Here is a 19,301-nt window from a genome sequence, read left to right as displayed (position 1 = left end):
TCAGGTGAGGAAACGGAAGCATATCAGCGGAACAGGTTGCGCAGCCCGTCCAGCGGGCGGGTTTCAAAGAAGGCGCGGCCGGTGCGCCCGATCATGCAGCCTTCCGGCCCTGCCTGCCGCAGTGCGGGAACGATTAGGGCCACGTCATACCGCTCGAGGTGACGCTGGCTGGGAGCCACGGCCAGGCTGCGATAAACTGCGGCAGCCCCGCTGCCGGCAAGGCGGCTGATCGTGGCGTCAAGCACCTCGGACGTGCCGCCAAGCCTGAACGTCGCCGCCTGACCGACCGTCAGGCCGTTGTAGACGCGTTCGGTCACAGAAACTGTCACCAATGTCGCCTGACAATCCACCAGCCGCAGGAGAGGATCACCGCGCTGGACTGTAACGCTATCGGCCTCCAGCACCTCCCAGAAGAGGCCATCCACAGGAGCCTGAAGATCACCACCGGTCAGGCCATTGACGCGGATCCGCTCGCGATCCGCCCGCTCCCGGACGGCAGCGCTGCGCTCCTGGGCCTCTGCGAGGTGCGAGGCTAGAATGGCAATGTCTTTGTCCAACTCCCGCAGGCGCTGCCCGGCATCGTTGCCATCGCGGAGAAACACATTCTCTTCGGCGGCCCGAAGCGCAATCCGCAGGACGTCCACCCGTTCGCGTGCATGGTCGAGGACCAGAGCGTCCAGTCTCGGCTCACCTGGCAGACGATCGGCATCCTGCGCAACGGCATCGAGCAGCTGCTGATCTTCATTCTCCAGCGTCACTCCGCCAGTTTCCAAGATGGTCAGGCGTGCTTCGGCATGGGACAGATGCTCGCGCAGTTCCTCCAGTCGACGGGCACGGTCGCTCCGGGTTTGTTCGGCCAGATGCTCCCGGATAGATTGCGTCTCCGACAGCAAAGCCGCGATCTGCGCTTCGGCAGCCGCTTCCAACCGGGCCTCCATCAACAGATCGTCTAGGCGTATCCGATCCACAATGGGATCCTGAAGGCTGGCCAGAACCTCGCCCCGGCTGACCCGCGACCCCAACTGGCGCGCCGGCATCTGCAGATTGCCAGCGACCGGAGCGCGGACGGTCACCACAGGGGCGTTGACCACTGCATCGGCGCTGGCGCCTGACATCTGCTCGCCCAGGATGATCCAAAGGGCTGTGATGACGGCCACAATGCCGATGATCAGTCTTCCATACTTCATGAGCGTCGCCTTGGTTCGATCCGGTTGTGTCACTCAACCTAAACGGTATGCCGCTAGAAATTAACCAAGTTCGATTAGTGCTTCGGATTTTTCTTGTTGCCTGTGGTTCAAACCTTGCATTGACCTTCGCGCTGCGCCACCTGGGCCAGCATCAGCAGGCTGTCCGAGTAATAGTCGCTGCCGTCCGGCCTCCGATCCGGCACGTCTCGGCAGTGCGCAAGCGCGTGCAACGCCAGAAAACCGGGTTTGTTGCTCTGCGCCAAGATCTGCCCGTCCGGGGAAGCCTCCACGGCGAGATGATCCGGGATGCTGCCCCGTTCCATCAGCTCGCGCGCCAGACCAACGGCCGGATGATCGGCGCGGCCAGACCACGTCAGGTAAAGCGGGATACGAAGGGCATCATACCCCCATAGCAGGTCGTGCTCGAGCGGCTTGACGAACCCTGATAGCGTGACATCCACCCAGTTGGGCAGAAATCCTGTCATCGCCAACTCAGCCAGCACCGTCTCGCCATGCTCCGCGGCCTTGATCAGGCGCGGCTCCCCGGCAGCGGCCCCCAGCTCTCGAAGCGCGCGGGGCAGGATATAGGAGGGATTGAAGAGGACCCGCTTCGGGCTGCGACGGGCCTCGGCGCCCGGCACCAGGAGCCACTCGGCTGGTGCCCTGGGGTCGGCGGTCAGGCACAGTTCAGCGATATCATGAGCGATGGCAAGTGCGGTTTCCCGATATCCGGACCATCCGGAGTCCCGTTCCGCGCGCAGCAGTGCCCAGGCTCGAAACAGATCGCCATCCGTCGCATTATGCCAGTCTGCAATATTGGTGTGAGGATCCGGCACCCATTTCCACGCCATCAACCGGTCCTGCCGCACTGCCAGGTGGCGTTCAGTCCATTCCTCAAGCTCCGTGAAAACCTTGCGATCACCAAACGCCTGCGCGAGCAAAAGCCCGTAGCCCTGGCCTTCGGAATGCGTGATCCCATCCTGGCGCCGATCAATGACGCGGCCGCCGTTCACGTAAGATCGAACCCATTTTGACCATCCCCTGTCGAGCGCCGCAGCTTGGACACGGGCCGAGGTAACCAAACCCGCCACCATGGCAGCCCCGAGAAACAGGCGTCGTGTTGGCATGTCTGGCTCCTTGCATCTTCCAGTCTCGTACTCGCCTCTGGATGCAGTAACTCGTCTAGGTTCGATCTGACCACTTTGCTGCGCCAAGCACGAACGGCGGCTATGAGGAAATTTGCATCCTTATGTAAGCGGAGGTCGAAAGTATGGGCAAAGAACCGAATGCCCATGCTGCAGATGCATTCACTGCGCCGTGAACGAATGTCTCCGATGGCTCTGACCCGACCTGCGGCGCTGCGGCACTGTTATTCAACCTCGGCCAAGGCCGCTCGGCAGGGTCGGCCCATTGCCGACAGTCGAGATGGCTCGACGCTGCAATGCAGCATTCACCAGACCTGCCGTTCGATCATCGGTGCAGCATTTTCGCTGGCCGGGCGGCGGCTGAGCGGACCAAGCAGCCGTCTGGATCGCGGAAACGAAGGTCTGCTCCAATACGCTTTGAGGACCTTGACAGCGGATTGTATATCAACTGTACGCTAAATGACCCTCAGCGCATTGGCGAGACTGTTGGGTCTTTCCGTTCCTCCAGCGAAGTCTAGGTAAGGTGACCAATGGACCCAAAGCAAGCCCATGGCCGGTGCGAAACATTCCTATCCTATTGAGACGCCGAACAACGCCCCCACCGCAGCCGTCGCGCCCATGGCCAGCGCGCCCCAGAACGTCACCCTTGCGGCCCCACGCACCACGCCGGCTCCGCCGGCTGACGCGCCGAGCCCGCCGAGAACCGCAAGCCCGATGATCGACGATGCCGCCACTAGAAGCCCGATCCGGGTTTCCGGCACCAACAGCGCGACGATCAACGGAAGCACGGCGCCCACGGCGAAGGTCAGGGCCGACACCAAGGCGGCCTGGATCGGGCGGGCCATCACCGTCTCGGAGATGCCGAGTTCGTCGCGGGCATGCGATCCGAGCGCGTCGCGTTCGGTCAGCTGGTGGGCCACCTTCTCCGCCAGGTCGCGATCCAGCCCCCGGTCAACGTAGATCCGGGTGAGCTCCTCGAGCTCTGCCTCAGGCGTTTCCGCCAGCTCGCGGGTCTCGCGGGCAAGATCGGCTTGTTCCGCATCGGTCTGGGAACTGACCGAGACGTATTCTCCTGCCGCCATGGACATCGCACCGGCCACGAGGCCAGCCAGCCCCGCGATCAGGACCTCCGGCTTTCCCGATCCTGCCGCGGCGACGCCGACAACGAGGCTCGCAGTCGACACCAGTCCGTCGTTGGCTCCGAGAACGGCGGCCCGCAGCCAGCCGATGCGATGCACCATGTGGATTTCGGAATGCGAGAGGCGGCTCATGGCGTGGCTCCTTGCGCGATGTCGGCCTGCCCGGAGGAGACAGCCTTTGGATTCGGGATAGTGGGCTCATGGGGCGCGATGCGCAGCGCGCGCAGGGCGTTCAGGATCACGGCGACGTCGATGATCTCCTGCAGGAGCGCCCCCTGCACCGGAGTGAGATAGCCGAAAGCCGCGGCGATCATGCCCATGACCGACAGGCCGATTCCGGCGACAACGCTTTCGACAGCGATGCGGCGCGCACCGCGCGCAATCTCGATCCCCGGCCCGAGCCGGTCGATACGGTCGACGAGCAGCACGACGTCTGCCGCCTCCGCCGATGCAGCGGCTCCGCGTGCGCCCATCGCGACACCCACATCGGCCGCTGCGAGAGCCGGCGCGTCGTTGACGCCGTCGCCCACCATCATCACGGGCCCGCGCTTGCGCTCGGAGAGAACCAGCAGAACCTTCTGGTCGGGCGTGAGCCCGGCGCGCAGCCCGTCGAGGCCAAGCCCCTCGGTCACGCGCTCAGCCACGTCCGCGCGGTCGCCGGTGGCGAGCAGGATACGCGCGATGCCCTCGCGGCGCAGACCGTCGAGCATGGCGCCCGCACCCTCGCGCAGCGGATCGGACATCACGAGGTGCCCTGCCATTTGCCCGTCGACGGCGACGGCGACGAGAACCGAACCGGCGGCAATGGCGGAATGATCGCCCGGCTGGCGCCCCACGCGCGCGGCCACGAAGCCGTCGCCACCGACGATGACCTTCCGGCCCTCGACATGGCCCACGACGCCTTCACCCGGGATCTCAGCCACGTCCGACGGAACCGGCAGCGTGAAGCCGCGCGCCTTCGCGGCCGCAACGATGGCCTGCGCCACGGGGTGCTTGGACGCCTGGTCGAGCGCTGCAGCGAGGCGCAGTATGTCGTCCTCCGCCATCCCGTCGTGGCTATCGATCGAGACGATCTGCGGCCGGCCGTCCGTCAGCGTGCCGGTCTTGTCGAGGATCAGCGTTCGGATGCGCGCCATCGTCTCGAGCGGTCCCGCCCCCTTGATCAGCACCCCGAAATGCGCGGCACGCGACAGCCCGGCCACCAGCGCCACAGGCACGGCCAGGATCAGCGGACAGGGCGTGGCGACGACGAGCACGGCGACGGCCCGGATCGGGTCGCCGGTGAACCACCATGCAGCAAAGGCAATGCTGACCGTGACCGCCAGAAACCCCAGCGACCAACGGTCGGCCAGCCGCGACATCGGCGCCTTCGAGGCCTGCGCCTCCTCGACCAGCCGGACGATCCCGGCATAGGTGCTGTCCTTGGCTTCTCTCGTCGCCGTCAGATCGAACGCCTCGCCTGCGTTTGTGGAGCCGCTCATGGCTTCGGCGCCGTGGGCGAGGCGCACTGGCAGGGACTCGCCCGTCAGCGCTGAGGTGTCGACGAAGGCCGTCTCCGAGGCCACCTTGCCGTCCACCGGCACCACGTCGCCCTGACGTATCAGGAGGCGGTCGCCGGGCGCGATGTGGTCGAGCGGGATCTCCTCCAGCCCGCCGTTGCGGTGCCGGGTCGCGGTCCGCGGCACGCGGGAGAGGAGGTCGTGCATCTCGCGCCGGGCGCGGCCTTCGGCGAAGGCTTCGAGGAATGTGCCGCCGGAATACATCACCGCGACCACCGCCGCGGCGAGGGTCTCGCCGAAGACGAGCGCCGCCGACATCGACAGCGCTGCGACGATATCGAGGCCCACCTCGCCGGAGCGCAGGCTGCGCAGGATCTCGACCACGAGCGCGGCGAGCGCTGGAACGACGCCGGCGATCCAGATCAGGTTCGCAGCGTTGGGTCGGCCGGAAAAGTAGAACGCAAGTCCCGCAAACAGGCCGGTCGCGGCAATGAGCAGGATAGCGGTCTTTAAGCGGTCAGTCCTTGTCGTCTCCATGCGGCCTATCTCCCCTCTGCAGGGGTAATCGCCGCTGGCTCTTCGGAAAAAAGTCGTCCGACTCCCACGCCCCTCACGCTCCCGCAATCTTCGCGCAAGAGGAACAGGGCGTCGAGCCCTTCTTTTCTTGCGAGTTCGGCCCCTTTGCCGAGACCGAGCACCATGAGCGCCGTCGCCCAGGCATCGGCCTCGGCACAGCTGCGGGCAACGACGGTGACGGAGGCCGGCGATGCGATCAGCGGCGCACCGCGCCTCGGGTCCATTGTGTGCGACAGGCGTCGTCCCTGAACCTCGACCCAGTGGCGATAATCGCCGGAGGTGGCGACGGCGGCATCCTGCAGCGCGAGGATCGAATGCGGCGTCCGGCGTTCCGCGTCCGGCGCCTCGACCGCAATGCTCCAGGCCTCGCCGTCAGGCCGGAGACCCATCGCGCGCATCTCGCCATCGACCCCGACGAGGGCGTCGGCGATCCCGTAATCGCGCAGGGTTTCGGCCAAACGGTCCACGCCGTAGCCCTTGGCTATGCCGTTCAGATCCAGCGCTATGGGAGCGACCTTGCAGATGCGGTCGCCTTCGAACTCCAGAGCCTGATCCGCCGGGCGGCGCGGGGTTTTCATCGCGGCGCGGATGCCCTCGGGCGCGGCCGTCTTCGGCCCGAACCCCCAGGCCGTCACCGCGTCACCCATGCCGATGTCGAACGCGCCGCCGGATATGCGCCCGATCTTTAGGCCGAGTCGCAGCACCTCGGCGAGCCGCGCGGGAAGCGCGATCCATTCGCCCACCGGCGCCGCGTTGAGCCGCATCAGGCCGCTGTCGGGCTTCCAGGTCGACATCTGTCCGTCCACTTCGTCCACGGCCGCCTGCAGCGCCGTGCGGATCGCCGCCGTGTCGAGACCGGGCCCTGCGAAGAACAGCGCCGACCAGCGCGTGCCCATGGTCGCCCCATTCAGGGCGTGCCTCGTAAGCTCAGTAGACATCTTCGACATACCGCCCCTCCGCCTTCAGGACCGCCGGCGTCAGCCCGGCCGGTGCGAGGATCTCGGCCAGCGCCTCGGCCACGCCGGCGGCCATGTCCCGTCCGCCGCAGACCATCACGCGCGCGCCATTGCGGATGAGCTCTGCGACCTGAGTGGCCTCGCTGCGCAGCGCGTCCTGGACGTAATGGGGACGCGCCCCGCGCGAGACGGCGGTGACCAGCCGGCTTACACGCCCTTCGTCCTGCCATCCGGGGAACTCCTCGCCGTAGAAGAAATCGCTGTCGGGATGGCGCATGCCGAAGAACAGGTGGATCGGCCTGCGGCGCGTATTGCCGCGCACAAAGCCCGCTAGCGGCCCGATGCCGGTCCCTGCGCCGATCAGGATCAGGGGCGCCCGGCTCCGCCCCGGACGGAAACCGGGGTTGGGGCGCAAGAAGGCGCTCACCGTGTCGCCAGGTTCCAGCGCTGTGAGCTGACCCGAGCAGAGGCCGCCGGGATGCTTCTTGACCACGATCTCGATGAAGCCGTCGCGGCGCCCAGAGGCGAGCGAATAGAGCCGCGGGACGGTCCCGCCTTCGGGCAGAATGCCGATCAGGTCACCCGCCTGGAACCGTGCGAACCCGCCCCCGAGCAGCCGTTGCCCGAGCGAGACGCGGGGAAACGCGAAGCGGAGGATCGCCGTCGGGGCCGGCACCTCAGCGCCGTAGTCGCGCCGCGAGACGAGGGTCAGCGTGGTCGTTTGCGGCTGGACCGGCTGGTGCGTCAGTTCGAGCGCAATGCCGAGCACGTCTCCGAGCGCCCGGCCCCAGCGCGCGAAATCCTGCGGCGATTGCCGGTCGATTGTGTCGAGCGGCAGAAGCTCGGGCCAACCCTTCGCCTGCGCCGCTGCCGCGACGTCCCTTGCGAAGGCGCAATAGGCAGGAAAGCTGCGGTCGCCGAAGCCGAGCACCGCCAGAGAAATGTCCGGCGCCCTGTCGGAAGCGTTTAGCCGCTCGAGAAAGCCCTTCGCCGAGGCGGGCGCCGCGCCGTCGCCATAGGTTGCGGCGAGCAGGATGATCCGCTGGGCCGTAGCGTAGCGTTCTGGCGCGAAGGCCGACATCGGCGCTGTGTGTACCTTCTGCCCGGCTTGCGTCAGTGCGGTGTGGAGCGTGGCCGCAAATCCCCAGGTGCTGCCGCCCTCGCTGCCGACGAGCAGGATCGTCTCGGCACGTCCCGCGGGCTGATTGCCTCGGATGCGCGGCCGACCGCGCCGCCCGGCGAGCCAGATCAGCACGCCGGTCGCGCCCATCGCGGGCACGCCGAGCGCCATGAGGCCGAGCACCAGGCCGAGCGTCGCCGCGCCCTGTCCGGTGTGCAGCATGTAGATGGTCTCCGAGACGCGCTCCCATCCCGTGAGGTCGGCCCAGGCCAGGAGGTCTCCGTCGCCCTGGTCGAGATAGCCGGTGCCCCGGTCGGTCTTGAGCGTGAACACGTCCGTCGCGTCGCCGGGATAGGGAAAGCTCAGTTCGCGCAACTCGGCGACGGGCGTCTGCTGCAGCGTGGCCATTCGGTCCGGCGCAAACCCCGTCGCTCCACTGACCTCGGTCGGCATGGCCGGGATGGCGCTGCCATCCGGCAGGAGATCGAAGGTCGACGCCGTCATCCAGAGGGCGGTCGTGGAAGACAGAACGAAGCCGACGACGGCGATCCGGGCGATCTCGACGTGCAGCCTGCCCGCGAGCGGACCGCGCAGGCGCGCGAACCAGTGCCGCCAGCCGCCCGTCCGCCGCGCGACCAGCGCCGCACCGGAGAGCGAGAGGATCAGCATCGCGGCAGCCCCTGCAGCCATGGCTATGCGCCCGCCGTCCCCGAGGAACAGCGACCGGTGCAGGTTGGTGAGCCAGCGTTCGGCCTGGTTCGGGTCGGCCGAGGCCACGCCCTCACCGGTCACCGGGTCAATCACGGCAGCGCCCGGCGCGCCCTGGTCGAACCAGTAGGCGGTGATCCGGCCCGAGGGTGATCGGCGGATCTGCTCGACGCCCGGATAGACCGTCTGGATGCGGTCCGCGAGGGCGGCGACGGTCAGTCCGGCTTCCGCCTGCGGTGCGGCAAGCCGTTCGGCCGCTGGGAAGACCGACAGCGCCGCGCCGCTCAGACTCAGGATGGTGACGAGCGCAAGGGCCAGAAGACCCGGCCAGCGATGGAGTGCACGGATCATGGCCCCGCTCCTCACATGTCGTAGGCGAAGCTGGCGATGTAGCGGCGGCCCTGCACCGGCGTGCCGGCGCCGTCGGTCGTGAGCGGGACGGCCACCTCGTTCGGGCTGTCGCGCATGTCCTCGACGGCCGCGTCGATGTGGAGCGTGTAGCCCGCGTCGAAGAGCGCGTCGGCCAGGTCGAGCGTGATCTCGAGCGTGCGGCCCGCGCCGACGCTGGCGCCGGTGATGCCGTTCACCTGCGCGGTGTCGCCGCCGGTGGCGCGGTACCAGTCGCTGAGGTGCTCGTAGTACTTGGACTTGCCGCCAGCCATCCAGAGACTGCCGACATAGGCGCCCGAGGTGTCGGTGACGTAGAGCGCGAGATAGGCCCCGTCGCCGCCGTAATTGTTGAGGATCGTGGTGAGCGTCACCGGACGCGCCATGGCGAGGCCGGGGAGCGTCAGCGCCGTGGTCAGCGCGAGCGTGGCGAGAAGCGATTTCATCGTATGGATCCTTGTTCGGAGAGGAACTTCGGAGCGGTTCAGTTCACCTGAACCTGCGGCGGCGCACCGTTGCCGAAGAGGCCGTTCTGCGGAGGGGCGACCGTGCCGGCGGGCGCGGGATTGCGAGCGCCGCCCTGACAATCGTCGTCGTCATCATCGTCGTCGCAGTCATCGTCGTCATCGTCGTCATCGTCGTCGTCGTCGTGGCCGCGACGAGAACCGTCCCGCCAGCGGTCGTCATCGTCGTCGTCGTCGTGGCCGCGACGAGAACGAGCGGCATCGCTTGCGGGGCGTCATCGAAGAGAGCGGCGACGGGCCGAAGGACGCCGGGCGGGGATTGCATCGCGCTCCAGGCGGGGACGCCGATCGCGGTGGTCAGCGCCGTGGACGCGACCAGAAGTGTCAGGGTCTTTTTCATGGCAGGGTCTCCTTTCGTCTGCTGAAGCCAATCTGGCGGCCGGACCTGAGGGCTTCCTGACGGAATCGTGCAGACCGCTTCAGCTTGCCGTCAGGTACGAAAAAGGCCCCGCCGATTTCGGCGGGGCCAGTGCGGCCGTTGGGACGAAGCGGCCGGGGGAACGCTCAGGCGATGTCGCCAGGGCCGGGCGCGCGCTTCTCGCCGGTCACCATGGCCCGCGCCAGATTCTCGCGGTGGCGGAACGACGCCAGTACCACGCCGGCGACATGCGCCGCGATCAGAAACAGCATGAGGTTCGCGAGCACCTCGTGCAGTTCCTCCACGGCACTTTCGCCCCCTTCGCCCCGCTCGCCATATTCCTCGCGCTCGTCGCCATCATCGTCGGCCCAGGCCGGCGCCACGATCTGTGGCAGGGCAGGCAGCATGGCGATGCGGTTTTCATCTTCCAACAGCCATCCGCTGAAAGCGGTTCCGGACAACGTGAGCAGCAACGCGACAATCATCGCCGCGCCTGCAGGGTTGTGCCCCAGGTAGTGGCGTTCCCGGCCGCCGAGCATGTCACCCAGATAGCCGACCGTGGCAGACGGACCTTTCAGGAACTGTGAAAACCGGGCGTACCGGCTTCCGGCGAAGCCCCAGATTAGGCGAAAGACCACCAGTCCCGCCACGGTGTAGCCCGCGATCTCGTGAACGGTGGAAAGCTCCTCGGCTGTCAGGTAGGCGACGGCAAAGGCCGCGACCAGGCCCCAATGGAAGACCCGCACCAGCGGATCCCAGACCCGGATCGTGCCATCCGCACCACCTCTGCCGGCAGCGTGCCCGGAGGCGGAAGTTTCAGTCATCGTCATCATCCTCGAATTCGAACTCTATGATTTGCAGGGTTGACGGGTGCACGGTCACCTCGATCCGGCGACCCTCGGCATCGCGGCCGTCGATCTCGTAACACCCGTCGTCGATCTTGATGCGGCGCACGGTCCAGCCGTTATCTTCCGCAAGCCGCGTCACCGCGTCTCGCGGTTGCCAATCGGCCATCGGCACGAAGCAGTCATCGTCCGCCAGGGCGACGCTGGCCGGGAAGACCGCGAGAAAGCCAAGAATTGTCAATGTCTTCTTCATGGGCCAAACTCCTCGTCACGGCCATCTCGATGAGATTACTGCACCACAAAGCTGACGGCAGCCTGAAGCGGCTTGACGTGCCCGCTTCAGCTTCACGTCAGCCTGCCGGATCATTGAAGGCCACCGGTTAAGTGCGGAGAACGGGATGCGCATCCTTCTGATCGAAGACGACATGGTACTGGGAGCCGCAGTGCGCGATCAGATCGCGGCGGATGGCCAGTCGGTGGATTGGGTTACGCGTCTCGATGTGGCGGGCGATTCGGTGCGAACCACTGCCTTCGATCTGATCCTGCTCGACCTGATGCTGCCTGATGGCCGTGGCATCGGGTTTCTCAAGGGCTTGCGCGCGCGCGGCGACGTGACCCCCGTCATTATTCTGACCGCGCTCGACCAGGTTTCGGACCGGATCGAGGGGTTGAACGCGGGCGCGGATGACTACCTCGTGAAGCCTTTCGACCTTGCCGAACTGTCCGCCCGGATCGGCTCGGTCGCCCGGCGCTACAGCGGCGATCCCAACCCTCTCGTGTCGCTCGGGGCGCTGCAGATCGACCTCGCGGCCCGCAGCATCCACCGCGATGGCAAGCTTGTCCCCCTGACCGCCCGTGAATGGGCGCTGTTCGAGGCGTTTCTTGCACGGCCGGGGCAGCTTCTTTCGAAAGCACAGCTGGAAGAAAAGCTCTATGCCTTCGACGCCGAAGTGGAGAGCAACACCATCGAGGTCCATGTGAGCCGCCTGCGCAAGAAGCTTGGGGCTTCCGTTATCGAGACCGAGCGTGGCATGGGCTACAGGCTCGGCAAATCATGAAATGGCCTGCGAGCCTTCAGGGCCGACTCGGCCTGTCGCTCGGCCTGGCGCTGACGGTGCTGTGGCTGCTCGCGGCGACGTTGACTGCCGTCATCGTCAGAGGTGAGCTGGACGAGGTCTTCGACAGTGCCCTGCGCGAGACGGCGGAACGCATTCTCCCGCTGGCGGTGACCGATATCGTCGGGCGGGAAGATCAGGGCGTGACGCAGCGGCTCGCGCCCATCCGGGAGCACGACGAGTTCTTCACCTACCTCGTGCGCGATGGCGAGGGGCGCATCCTGCTGCAATCTCATGCGGCCGACCCTGCCGTGTTCCCGCCTTGGGACGGGCGCGGGTTTCGGCAGACCGCCACCCACCGGTTCTACAGCGACGCAGCGCTTCAGGACACGATCCGGATCACCGTGGCCGAGCCGCTGGCCCATCGCGCGTCGGTCGCGCGTGAGATCCAGATGGGCCTCGGCCTGCCGCTGATCATCGTGCTGCCGATCGCGCTGGTGGCGATCATTCTTGCCGTTCAATTCAGCCTCGATCCGCTGCGCCGGTTCCGTGCTCGGCTGGAGGCGCGCGGCGCCCGCGACCTCTCGGAGGTTCCTGCCAACGATCTGCCGACGGAGATTGGTCCATTGGCCAAGACGCTCAACGGCCTTCTGGCCCGCTTGCGCGAGGCGTTCGAGGCCGAGCGCAGTTTTGCCGCGAACGCGGCCCACGAGTTGAGAACGCCGCTGGCCGGCGCAATCGCTCAGGCGCAGCGGCTGAGGGCGGAGACGCAGGAGCCGGCCACCGAAGCGCGTGCCGCCGAGATTGAGGCGACGCTCAAGCGCCTGACCCGGCTTTCCGAACGCCTCATGCAGCTTGCGCGGGTCGAAGGCGGGCGGCTACGGCTGGACCGGAGCGCGGACCTTAGGGGGGTCGCCCGCATAGTGGTGGACGATCTTGGGCGCGCCACTGGCGAGGGCCGCATCGCGCTGACGCTGCCGCCGAGAGCCGTGATGTCCGATATCGACCCCGACGCCTTTGCCATCCTGTTGCGCAATCTCGTTGAAAACGCCCTCCGTCACGGGTCCGAGAATTCGGCGGTCGAGGTGACCCTTATGGCGGACGGCCACCTTGTCATCGCGAACGATGCTCCCGTCGTGCCGCGCGAGATGCTCGACCGCCTGACGGCACGTTTCGAACGGGCGAACGCAAGCACAGATGGCAGCGGACTTGGCCTTGCCATCGTCGCGGCCATCGCGAACCGGGTCGGAAGCTCGCTCGTTTTGAAATCGCCACGACCTGGTTCGGCCTCCGGTTTCGAGGCATCGATTGGTTTGCCGATAGAGCACCCCTCCCATCGCAAGGATTTATCGCACGGGGTGTGAGGCGTGGTGAGCGTCTTGGATGACCGCTTCTCCGGGTTTTTCGATAGTTGGTGCGTTTTGCAGCATCGGCCAGTTTGGTGAAGGTTTTCCGATGCGGGTCGCGTTGGGACGCTGCACACTGGCGCGACCACGACCCGCGTTGGAAAACCTCCCAAGGTGGAAGCCGCGGGGTCTTGGATCAGGCTATGGAGAAAGTGCGCGAGCGGTCGCGGCGGCGGCTGTATCCTGGGCGCTGCTGATGGCGAGGCAGGTGCCGGCTACGGTCTTAAACCCGGCTGATGCTCCCAACGAGGCGGTGCGTTCTGGAGATGTTGCCGCCTTGTGCCACGTTGGAAGTAAACGAGCACGCGCTGTTCGGACCGGGTCTGCGGAGTGTAGCCGGTGCTGTTTCGTGACGGATGACGGGCGATATGTCATGCTGCCCGCTCCCTCGGTGGCGCGCGCGACATTGGTTTCTGTCCCCGCCTGAAGATCTCGATGATGCGCATGGGACCGCCGCAACAGGGGCATGGCTCGCGCAGGGTGTGCGGGGTGATCTCAAGCTCTGGCTCCGGAACGGCGACCTGTTCAGACTGCTGGACGCAGAGCAAGGCGCGGATTTTGGTGATGTTGGCCTTGCGGGCCGAGCTGGCCAGCAGGCCGTAATGCCTGATGCGGTGGAAGCCATCGGGCAGGACGTGGATCAGGAACCTGCGAATGAACTCCGGCGTGGCCAGCCGCATGACCTTTTGCCGATCGCCGCGCTTGATCCTGTAATCCTTCCAGCGGAACGCCACGGTATCGGCATCCGCGCTGACCAGGCGGGTGTTGGAGATCGCGACCCTGTGCGTGTATCGGCTCAGATAGGCCAGCACGGCCTCGGGTCCACCGAAGGGCGGTTTGGCAAAGACCACCCATTCGGATCTGCGGAACGGGGCGAGCCAGGCGGTGAAGGTGTCCGCGCTGGCCAGTTCGGCGAGATCGCCGAAGAAAGCCAATTGACCGGCCCGGTGCAGATGCATCAGCCCATCTAGAAACAGGCGTCGGAACAGCCGCGACAGAACCCGCACATGCAGGAAGAAACCGGGGCGGCAGGCGACCCACCTGGCGCCGTCGGGCGACAGTCCGCCGCCCGGGACGATCATGTGGATGTGGGGATGATGCGTCAGCGCCGAGCCCCAGCTGTGCAGCACGCTGGTCATGCCAACCCGTGCGCCCATGCGCTTGGGGTCGGCCGCGATGGTCATGACCGTTTCGGCCGAAGCACGGAACAGCAGGTCATACACCGCCTTCTTGTTCCAGAACGCGACCTGCGCGATCTCGGCCGGAAGGGTGAAGACGACGTGGAAATACTCGACCGGGAGCAGGTCCTCGGCACGGGCCGCCATCCAGTCCCGCGCCGCCGGCCCCTGGCACTTGGGGCAATGCCGGTTCTTGCAGGAATTGTAGGCGATGTGCTGGTGGCCGCATTTGGCACATCCCGCCACATGCCCGCCGAGCGCCTCGGTCCGGCAGGCTTCGATGGCCGACATCACCTTCAGCTGGATCAAGCTGACATGCCCCGCATTGACCTGCCGCCACGTGGGACCATGGGCGCGAAAGATGTCAGAGATCTCCAACTTCGGCCGGGGCACCCCGGCGTCCGGTCACTCTAGGCTTCGCTTCACCGTCTGATCCTGCAACCTGGCCAGCATCTCGTAGGGACTGACGGTGTCACGGATCGTCTTGGTGGCCACGTGGGTATATCGGGCGGTGGTCGTCAGCTTGGCATGCCCGAGCAGCACCTGGATCACGCGCACGTCCGTGTTGGCTTCGAGCAGATGCGTCGCGAAGCTGTGGCGCAACGTGTGCAAGGTGGCGGGCTTCTTGACCCCGGCCATATGCTTGGCCGAGGTGAAGGCGCGGTTCAGTTGGCGCGGCGAGATCGGGTTGATCTTGGGCTTGCCGGGGAACTGCCAACCCTCCGGCCGGGCCTCGCGCCACCAGTCGCGCAGTAGGTTCAGCAGGCCTGGCGACAGCATCACCTTGCGGTCCTTCTGGCCCTTGCCCTGCTCGACATGGATCAGCATTCGATCACTGTCGATGTCGCCGATCTTGAGGTTGCAGACCTCGGCGGCCCGGAGCCCTGCGCCATAGGAAATGCTGAGCGCGGCGCGATACTTCAGGCCCGGCCCCGGCGCCGCCATCAGGATGTCGGACACTTCTTCGACGCTGAACACCACGGGCAACTTCCGCGGTTCGGTGCGGAATTGCATGTAGCGCTTCATCTCCTCCCGCCCGCAGGTCATGCCGAAAAAGAACCGAAGCGCCACGATCCGCACGTTGAACGTCGATGGCGTGACCCCGGTGTCGGTCATGTGGAGCTGATAGGCGCGCAGATCCTCCGGCGTCGCCGTATCGGGTGATCGCCCCAGGAAGGCCGCGAAATCCTTGATCGCCCGGATGTGGGACTTCTGTGCCTTGTCGCCCATCCCGCGGATGCGCATGTCTTCGACCATCCGCTGACGAAGCGGGCTTACTCTCTCCTCTGTCATGGAAGCCTCCTGTCTGATGATTGAGAAGGCCCCAATCGTCAGGCAGGATCGTTCATTCCCAAATGCACGACGGTCAGATCAGCGTCCAACCTTTACCAAAGGCACCATTGCCGCGCGAGCGGCTTCGTCCATGGGCTCGGAGCCGACGCGCGGCGCTGCGGCGACGCCCAGGAGACCCGTTGCAGGCCAACCATCTGCAAGGACGGCCCAAAGCCGGCGGTCATCCTATTGCTGGCGCTGCAGTGCAGCTTCCAAAAAGCGGACGGTGGTGCAACGCGCAGCGACATCTTCATGCTGTATCCGCAGCGTGGGAATTGGCCGAAGCGGTTCCGCGGCGTTGGCGCCCGCGCCGCCGGTGGGACGCTTAGCGCATGTGGACGCGGCCTGTTGCCTGGTCGACAAAGACAGTAAGCGGCTCCTTGTGGAAGCCTTCCCCGTCCCACATGGTTGCCGTCATCGGAACCCGCAGACCCGAGGCGGGATCATGGCTGGCCGCACCAGGCCCGAAGGTCATCCCGCCCCAGCCTTGCCCGTCATCCGTAATGAGCAGCCTGCAGATCCGGGCACCATCCAGCGGGGTCGGGCATCAGCACGGCAACGGCGGTGCCGCAACAGGCAGGCTCTGGCGCAGAAAGGATCAGGATGCGCACCGCGCCTTGCGCATATGAGCGCGTCGTTTCCTCAAGAGGCTCTGTCACGTGCGCAAGATAAGCCAGGTTTTGCCCGACGCAGTTGATGCTCTCGCGAGCCACAGCAGCAGCGGCGGGCAAAGTTGCTAGAGTTGCAGCAAGAAGGATACGCATCATCAACATCCCCGGGTCGTCTCACATGCCGCTTGTTTAGCTCCCTTCTGGTCACGAGCAATCCCGGCCGTCATTCTCATCGGAAGGTGTCGGTAGCGGTCAGCCATGGTTGCGCCGAAGCCGGCTTGGCCGCGGTCCGGTGCTGGCGGCGACGAGCGACATAGCAAGAGCTTCCGCCCTTGGTCTTCGCCGCGCCTTCGGTTGGCTCAGGTCACTTCTCGTGCTGATCGGCTTGTCTTGCGTCCGACGAGCACATCCCGCGCGGCAGCAAGATGTTGCTCTCTGGCAGGTTGTGGGTAACGTCCCGACATGATCGTCGGGAGGACATGCATGGTGGGCGAATCGCGCCTCTGGTGTCGTGCTGCGCTTGTGACGGCGGTGCTGGCGGTTGCGGCCTGCGCCCCGCGCGCAGACCTGTCACTCATGAACCCGCCCCCGCCCGGCAGCCTGCTCGAGGCCGAACGGTTCGAGGTGCTGGCTGTTACCACCCGCGCTCGGCTGTCTCCGACGGCCAACGTCTTTACGACGACGCGCAGCCTCGTCCCAAGCCACGCGCTGTTTCACATCGCGGCGGCGCAGGGGCGCCAGCCGGGCGTGACGCAGTCCGCGGGACACGCGCCCGTCATAGCCGTCGAAAGGCAGGCCATCATCACCTCGCGGCAGGCACTGCTCGACCATCTTGCCGGCAGTCCGCGCCCCCGCGACATCAGCCTGTTCATCCACGGCTTCAACCTGAACTTTCCCGAAGCGCTGATGCGCACCGCGCAGTTGTCGGCGGACGAGATCCTCCGCGGCCAGCCGCTGCTCTTTGCCTGGCCCTCTGAGGCGCGGGTGCAGGGATACCTTCATGACCGGGACTCGGTGATCGTGTCACGCGATGCGCTGGTCCAGCTGCTGGTGGATCTGGCGGGTGACGCACGCTTGGGGAACGTGGACGTTCTCACGCATTCCATGGGCGCACTGCTGATGGTCGAGGCGATGCGACAGCTGCGACTGACTGGGCGCGGGGACGTGCTGGACCAGCTGTCGGTGACCTTGGCAAGCCCGGACATCGATCTGGATGTCTTTGCCGCCCAGATGGCGGTGATCGGCCCCATGCGTCGACCCATGAAGATCCTGGTGGCGCGGGACGATCGCGCCCTGATCCTTGCGGGCCGCCTCAGCGGCGAGGCGAGACTTGGCGTTCTGGACGTGGCGAATCCGCGTGTCCAGAAGGCCGCAGAGGCATACAACATCGCCATCATCGACATCTCGGAGCTGCGGGCAACGGACGGGCTGCGCCACGACCGCTATTCCGGGCTCGGCAGCCGAGGAGCGACGCGAGCCCAGCTTGGCGAGCTGCGGCAAGCCGGCGCATTTGTCGTGACCGCGCTCGGCGCCATCGTCAGTGCCCCCTTCGACGTGCTGGAAGGGGTGCTGGCGCTGGAGTGAGCGGCGTCTGGTTGTCACTGCAGAAGGCGCTTGATCTGGAACAAGTCCCGGGAACGCAGCTCAATATATAAGCGCAGAAGACGGAAGGGCAGATCATCGGCTCATCCGGGCAACGAACTTCAATGCGGGAGGCAAGATGCGGTTGTTCGTCATTGGGGCGTCAGGCGGCGTCGGCAGATGCCTGCTGGAACGGGGTGCGGCCCGTGGGCACGCGATCACGGCGCAGAGCCGCAGCGGAAACGGCCTGGTGCCCGGTGCGGCTCTTCACGTCGTCAAGGGTGAGCCGACCGATGCGCCATTCCTTCGCCAACACATGACTGGTCATGATGCCGTCGTCTTCTGCCTCGGCATCGACAGCCGCGCGCCGACGACCCTCTTCTCGGACACGACGGCGGCGGTGGTCGAGGCGATGGACGCTGCAGGCCTCCGGCGGCTCGTTGCGGTGACCGGCATCGGAGCGGGTGACAGCACGGGGCATGGCGGGCTCGTCTACAACCGCATCATCTTTCCGCTCTTCACGCGCAACCGCTATCTCGACAAGGACCGGCAGGAGGGGATGATCGAGAGAAGCCGCCTCGACTGGACGATCGTCAGGCCGGCGCCGTTTGCCCGCACCTCCGGGGCTGGGCCGCTTCGGGTGGTGACGCAGATCCCACCGGGGCTGCAACTGCGAAGAGTGACCCGCCAGGAAGTCGCGGGCTTCATCCTGGACTGCCTCGAAAAGGTCAGCTTTCTGCGCCAGAAGCCCTTCATCGGGCATGAATAAGAGCGCACCGCGATCTGACATAGGTCAATGTCGCGGCCTGCCATCTCGCTAAGAAGGAGCCGTGCCAAGGCCACGCGCAACATGTGCGTTGCAGGCACACCGACTCTGCTTTTGGAAGGAGCAAGACCATGACCGACCTTCGCTTTGACTTCTCTGGCCGCACGGCCGTCGTCACCGGCGCCGCCTCGGGGATCGGCCGGGAGATTGCGCTGGAGCTTGGGCGCTCGGGCGCGCTGGTCGTCGTCAGCGACCTTCAGGAAGATGGCTGCCAGCGGGTGGTCGGCGAAATCACCGAGGCCGGGGGACAGGCGCGGGTCTTTCCTGCGGATGTGACGGACGAGGCGGCGATGAAGGGTCTCGTTGCATTTGCCGAAGCCGAAGGCGGCGGGCTGCACATGGCGGTGAACAACGCCGGGGTCGGCGGGCCGAGCCTGCCGACCGGAGAATATCCGGCCGAAGACTGGCGGCGCGTGATCGACATCAATCTGAACGGTGTCTTCTATGGCATGCGCTGGCAGATCCCGGCGATGGAGCGCGCCGGCGGCGGGGCGATCGTGAACATGTCCTCGATCCTCGGCTCGGTCGGTTTTGCCAATGCCGCACCCTATGTCGCGGCCAAGCACGCGCTCCTGGGGCTGACGAAGACGGCGGCGATGGAATATGCGCAGAAGGGCGTGCGGGTGAACGCGGTCGGGCCGGCCTTCATCGACACGCCACTCCTGTCGGCGAACCTCTCGGCCGAGGTGATGGCGGGGCTGGCCGCGCTGCATCCAATGGGCCGTATTGGCACGCCCGCCGAGGTCTCGGCCCTGACCTGCTTCCTGCTGTCCTCGCGCGCGAGCTTCATCACCGGCAGCTATCACCTCGTCGATGGCGGATATACCGCGCCGTGAGGAATGTGTCAGAGGCAGAGGATCTGAACCAT

Annotated in this window: 17 protein-coding genes and 1 pseudogene; 5 read left to right on the top strand and 13 right to left on the bottom strand. The window is 66.2% G+C overall.

Annotated elements, in window-relative coordinates; genetic code table 11:
• Positions 1-23: 23 nt before the first annotated feature.
• From CX676_RS16470 to CX676_RS16425, 10 genes and pseudogenes are all read right to left on the bottom strand, one after another.
• Positions 24-1,187 carry an HlyD family efflux transporter periplasmic adaptor subunit gene (locus CX676_RS16470; protein ID WP_101753530.1) on the bottom strand — a complete coding sequence of 388 codons (1,164 nt, stop codon included), beginning with the start codon at positions 1,185-1,187 and terminating at the stop codon, positions 24-26.
• Positions 1,188-1,294: 107 nt separating this feature from the next.
• Positions 1,295-2,314: a glycosyl hydrolase family 8 gene (locus tag CX676_RS16465; RefSeq protein ID WP_232816492.1), complete on the bottom strand. Its 1,020-nt coding sequence runs from the start codon at positions 2,312-2,314 to the stop codon at positions 1,295-1,297.
• A gap of 587 nt (positions 2,315-2,901) precedes the next feature.
• Positions 2,902-3,603, bottom strand: coding sequence for a VIT1/CCC1 transporter family protein (locus CX676_RS16460; protein WP_101753528.1), 702 nt, complete (start codon positions 3,601-3,603; stop codon positions 2,902-2,904).
• A complete protein-coding gene (locus CX676_RS16455) occupies positions 3,600-5,507 on the bottom strand; it encodes a heavy metal translocating P-type ATPase (protein WP_101753527.1) in 1,908 nt (635 codons plus the stop codon). Before CX676_RS16455 ends, CX676_RS16460 begins: the two co-directional genes overlap by 4 nt.
• 5 nt (positions 5,508-5,512) lie before the next feature.
• Positions 5,513-6,493 (bottom strand): FAD:protein FMN transferase, encoded by a 981-nt coding sequence (locus CX676_RS16450; protein ID WP_101753526.1) that lies wholly within the window; start codon positions 6,491-6,493, stop codon positions 5,513-5,515.
• Positions 6,474-8,681: a PepSY domain-containing protein gene (locus CX676_RS16445; protein ID WP_101753525.1), complete on the bottom strand. Its 2,208-nt coding sequence runs from the start codon at positions 8,679-8,681 to the stop codon at positions 6,474-6,476. The genes CX676_RS16450 and CX676_RS16445 overlap by 20 nt, the downstream gene beginning before the upstream one ends.
• 11 nt (positions 8,682-8,692) lie before the next feature.
• Positions 8,693-9,163 carry a DUF2271 domain-containing protein gene (locus tag CX676_RS16440; RefSeq protein ID WP_094022008.1) on the bottom strand — a complete coding sequence of 157 codons (471 nt, stop codon included), beginning with the start codon at positions 9,161-9,163 and terminating at the stop codon, positions 8,693-8,695.
• Between the two features lie 38 nt (positions 9,164-9,201).
• Positions 9,202-9,581: pseudogene (locus CX676_RS22805) on the bottom strand (hypothetical protein).
• Between the two features lie 164 nt (positions 9,582-9,745).
• Positions 9,746-10,423: a cytochrome b/b6 domain-containing protein gene (locus CX676_RS16430; protein WP_101754393.1), complete on the bottom strand. Its 678-nt coding sequence runs from the start codon at positions 10,421-10,423 to the stop codon at positions 9,746-9,748.
• Entirely contained in the window at positions 10,416-10,697 is a 282-nt protein-coding gene (locus CX676_RS16425; protein ID WP_101753524.1) for a PepSY domain-containing protein, read from the bottom strand. The genes CX676_RS16430 and CX676_RS16425 overlap by 8 nt, the downstream gene beginning before the upstream one ends.
• A 145-nt stretch (positions 10,698-10,842) precedes the next feature.
• On the opposite strand from CX676_RS16425, the gene CX676_RS16420 reads away from it, so the two are divergent.
• Together CX676_RS16420 and CX676_RS16415 are read left to right on the top strand one after the other, a co-directional pair.
• On the top strand, positions 10,843-11,502 hold the full coding sequence (locus CX676_RS16420; RefSeq protein ID WP_101753523.1) for a response regulator transcription factor: 660 nt from the start codon (positions 10,843-10,845) through the stop codon (positions 11,500-11,502).
• Positions 11,499-12,863: an ATP-binding protein gene (locus tag CX676_RS16415; RefSeq protein ID WP_101753522.1), complete on the top strand. Its 1,365-nt coding sequence runs from the start codon at positions 11,499-11,501 to the stop codon at positions 12,861-12,863. The genes CX676_RS16420 and CX676_RS16415 overlap by 4 nt, the downstream gene beginning before the upstream one ends.
• 413 nt (positions 12,864-13,276) lie before the next feature.
• Here the strand turns inward: CX676_RS16415 and CX676_RS16410 are convergent, their stop codons facing one another.
• The 3 genes from CX676_RS16410 to CX676_RS22615 form a co-directional block, all read right to left on the bottom strand.
• The gene (locus CX676_RS16410; RefSeq protein ID WP_101753521.1) at positions 13,277-14,476 is read right to left on the bottom strand and encodes an IS91 family transposase; all 1,200 of its coding nucleotides are present in this window, start codon (positions 14,474-14,476) and stop codon (positions 13,277-13,279) included.
• Between the two features lie 12 nt (positions 14,477-14,488).
• On the bottom strand, positions 14,489-15,376 hold the full coding sequence (locus CX676_RS16405; RefSeq protein WP_101753520.1) for a tyrosine-type recombinase/integrase: 888 nt from the start codon (positions 15,374-15,376) through the stop codon (positions 14,489-14,491).
• Between the two features lie 533 nt (positions 15,377-15,909).
• The gene (locus CX676_RS22615; RefSeq protein ID WP_157935975.1) at positions 15,910-16,179 is read right to left on the bottom strand and encodes a hypothetical protein; all 270 of its coding nucleotides are present in this window, start codon (positions 16,177-16,179) and stop codon (positions 15,910-15,912) included.
• A gap of 330 nt (positions 16,180-16,509) precedes the next feature.
• Between CX676_RS22615 and CX676_RS16400 the strand changes: the two genes are divergently transcribed.
• The 3 genes from CX676_RS16400 to CX676_RS16390 all read left to right on the top strand — a co-directional run bounded on the left by CX676_RS16400 (position 16,510) and on the right by CX676_RS16390 (position 19,269).
• A complete protein-coding gene (locus CX676_RS16400; protein ID WP_157935974.1) occupies positions 16,510-17,610 on the top strand; it encodes an alpha/beta hydrolase in 1,101 nt (366 codons plus the stop codon).
• Between the two features lie 136 nt (positions 17,611-17,746).
• The gene (locus CX676_RS16395) at positions 17,747-18,376 is read left to right on the top strand and encodes an NAD(P)-dependent oxidoreductase (protein WP_101753518.1); all 630 of its coding nucleotides are present in this window, start codon (positions 17,747-17,749) and stop codon (positions 18,374-18,376) included.
• 128 nt (positions 18,377-18,504) lie between these two features.
• The gene (locus CX676_RS16390) at positions 18,505-19,269 is read left to right on the top strand and encodes an SDR family NAD(P)-dependent oxidoreductase (protein ID WP_101753517.1); all 765 of its coding nucleotides are present in this window, start codon (positions 18,505-18,507) and stop codon (positions 19,267-19,269) included.
• The last annotated feature ends 32 nt before the right edge of the window (positions 19,270-19,301 follow it).

This window comes from Paracoccus zhejiangensis (genome assembly GCF_002847445.1).
Lineage (GTDB): Bacteria > Pseudomonadota > Alphaproteobacteria > Rhodobacterales > Rhodobacteraceae > Paracoccus > Paracoccus zhejiangensis.
The sequence above is the reverse complement of the archived record's forward strand: the minus strand, read 5'-3'. Positions and strand labels throughout refer to the sequence as shown.